The sequence below is a fragment of the Thermodesulfobacteriota bacterium genome, assembly GCA_039028315.1.
In the GTDB taxonomy this organism is placed as follows: Bacteria; Desulfobacterota_D; UBA1144; order Nemesobacterales; family UBA2774; genus CR02bin9.
On record JBCCIH010000248.1, the window covers coordinates 1 to 2544 of the forward strand.

Here is a 2544-nt window from a genome sequence, read left to right on the forward strand (position 1 = left end):
AATGTGTCGGCTTCAAGCACTCTATCACCTGCGGTGATTTTAAAAGGTCTAGAGGAGAAATCCACTGCTGAGATCTCGGCCATAACTGATATGGCACCGAAACGCTCGGCCTGTTTTCTCATGTCATTCATTAGGTCAGGTCCCATTACTCCATCTGGAAATCCTGGGAAATTCTCAACATCAGTTGTAAGTGTGAGCTGTCCTCCTGCCTCAAGGCCTTCAAACACAACTGGTTCAAGATTAGCTCTTGCTGTGTATAAAGCCGCAGTTAGACCTGCGGGGCCAGATCCCATTATTATTACTTTGTGTCTATCTTTTAGTTCTGAAACTGTTGTCATTTTCTATCCTCTATTGTTGATTCCGATTTATAGTACATTTCAGATTAAGTTTTTCAAGCAGTGCTTTTATATCAGAATCCAATAATGACTTTTAGATATCAAAATAACTAGTAAAGATTCAATCAGTTATTTGTGTATTCTACAAATCTAGTTAGCGTTTCTTTTAATAGTTATACTCTATTAATTAATTTTGGAGAGTCAATTCAATGAAAGAGTTACCCCTAAATGAATTGCATAAATCACTAGGTGCGAATTTTGGCGAGTACTTTGGATATAATATGCCGCTGGACTATGGAGATTGGCAGTCAGAATATGATTCTGTAAGATCTTCTGCAGGTATAATAGATCTTTCTGCAAGGGGTAAATTGAGGCTAAGCGGAAAAGACCATCTTAAGTTCCTTCAAGGAATGCTCTCTAATGACGTAATTGACTTAGAGCCTGGCAAAGGAAATAGTGCGACAGTTCTGACAGTAAAGGGAAGGATGATAGCCGATATGAGGGTCTACAAACAGGCAGATTCAATACTGCTGGACCTTGATCCGGGGCTAAATGAAAAAGTTTGTGAACTACTCAAAAAATTTAGACTATCTTATAAAGCCGATATAGATGATATAACTGATACATATGGACTAATATCGTTGCAAGGATCTAGCTCGGGGAAACTTTTAGAATTACTTTTTGGACAAGACTTCTCCTTGATGCAGCAATATGATCATATGGAAAAAGATTTTGCAGGTCATAAAATAACTATAGCTTGTCTGAGCAGGACGGCAGAGAAGGGTTTTGATATTTATATCGCAAATGAAGGCTTAAAACCGCTATGGGAAGAGTTTTGTTCAAGGGGCGAAGAACTTGGCATCAAGCCGTTTGGCTATACAGCTCTAAACACCCTTAGAATAGAGGCAGGGCTTGCAGTTTATGGAATAGATATGGATGAGAGCAACATTCCAATTGAAGCTGGCCTTTGGGACGCCCTTAATTTTGAGAAAGGCTGCTATGTTGGCCAAGAAGTAGTTGCAAGAATAAAGTGGCGAGGGCATGTGAACTGGCATCTAATCGGATTTGAGAGCGATAATTCCTCCAAACCCATTGTAGGGGATCAGATTTTTTCTGGTGAGAAGAAGATAGGTCGTATCACAAGCACAACGCACTCACCCAAGCTGGATAAGACTATTTCCATGGGGTATATAAGGCGCGAATTTAAAGATCCTGGCACCAAAGTAACCATAAAAAGCTCGGATGAATCAGAAATCCCGGCAGTAGTCTCCGAAATTCCCTTCTATAAAGGCAGTTTGTAGCTTTCTAAAAACGCTCCTAGTAGCTGAAAATATTGAAAAAATGCTTGATTTTATTTTCTCCTCGATTATATTATGGGATCTGGGCAATATTATTTTTACGAGCATTACAAAAGTTGGTTGGGATTCAATAATTTATCGATTAATATAATAACTACGCCAACATACACCGGATTTGGTGTGTTTGGGTAGGAGGGTGTGTAAATGATATTGGATGCAATACTTGGATGGTTTTCAAATGATCTTGCAGTAGATTTGGGGACCGCAAATACTCTTGTATATGTAAGAGGTAAAGGGATTGTTGCAAACGAGCCTTCGGTTGTAGCGGTTCAAGAGGATCAAAGGGGCACTAAGAAGATCCTTGCTGTGGGCACAGAAGCCAAAAACATGGTAGGTAGAACCCCTGGGTCAATTAAAGCCATTAGACCCCTTAGAGACGGCGTTATAGCCGACTTTGACGTTGCTCAGAAGATGCTTGAGTATTTCATCCGAAAAACCCATAACAATAGAAAAAGCTTTGTTAGACCTAGAATTATTGTATCTGTTCCGATAGGGATTACTGAAGTTGAAAAAAGGGCCGTTAAAGAGTCTGCAGAGGCCGCGGGAGCGAGAGAGGTTTACCTCATAGAAGAAACTATGTCAGCCGCAATTGGAGCGGGAATGCCCGTAACTGAGCCCGCAGGAAACATGGTTGTAGATATTGGCGGCGGAACAACTGGAGTTGCCGTGATTTCACTTGCTGGGATAGTTGTAAGTAAATCAATTAAAGTTGGCGGAGATAAGCTTGATGAATCCATTCTTCAGTATGTAAAGAGGAACTACAACATGTTAATTGGTGAGAGAACTGCTGAGGATGTAAAAAAGAAACTCGGCAAGGTACTCGGCAATGGTGACATGGGATCAATGAACGT

3 protein-coding genes are annotated in these 2544 nt (G+C 40.5%); 2 read left to right on the forward strand and 1 reads right to left on the reverse strand.

Annotated elements, in window-relative coordinates; genetic code table 11:
* Nucleotides 1–338, reverse strand: a 338-nt coding sequence (locus tag AAF462_11535) for an FAD-dependent oxidoreductase (protein ID MEM7009754.1), incomplete at its 3' end; no start/stop codon positions are given.
* Between the two features lie 206 nt (nt 339–544).
* On the opposite strand from AAF462_11535, the gene AAF462_11540 reads away from it, so the two are divergent.
* Both AAF462_11540 and AAF462_11545 read left to right on the forward strand, forming a co-directional pair.
* Entirely contained in the window at nt 545–1636 is a 1092-nt protein-coding gene (locus AAF462_11540) for an aminomethyltransferase family protein (GenBank protein MEM7009755.1), read from the forward strand.
* A 201-nt stretch (nt 1637–1837) separates the two neighbouring features.
* The coding region (locus AAF462_11545) for a rod shape-determining protein (GenBank protein ID MEM7009756.1) at nt 1838–2544 on the forward strand (707 nt) is incomplete at its 3' end.

Bases quoted from the DNA above. Each gene is read 5' to 3' on its own strand.
- AAF462_11540 (MEM7009755.1), top strand. From the start codon at position 545: ATGAAAGAGTTACCCCTAAATGAATTGCATAAATCACTAGGTGCGAAT.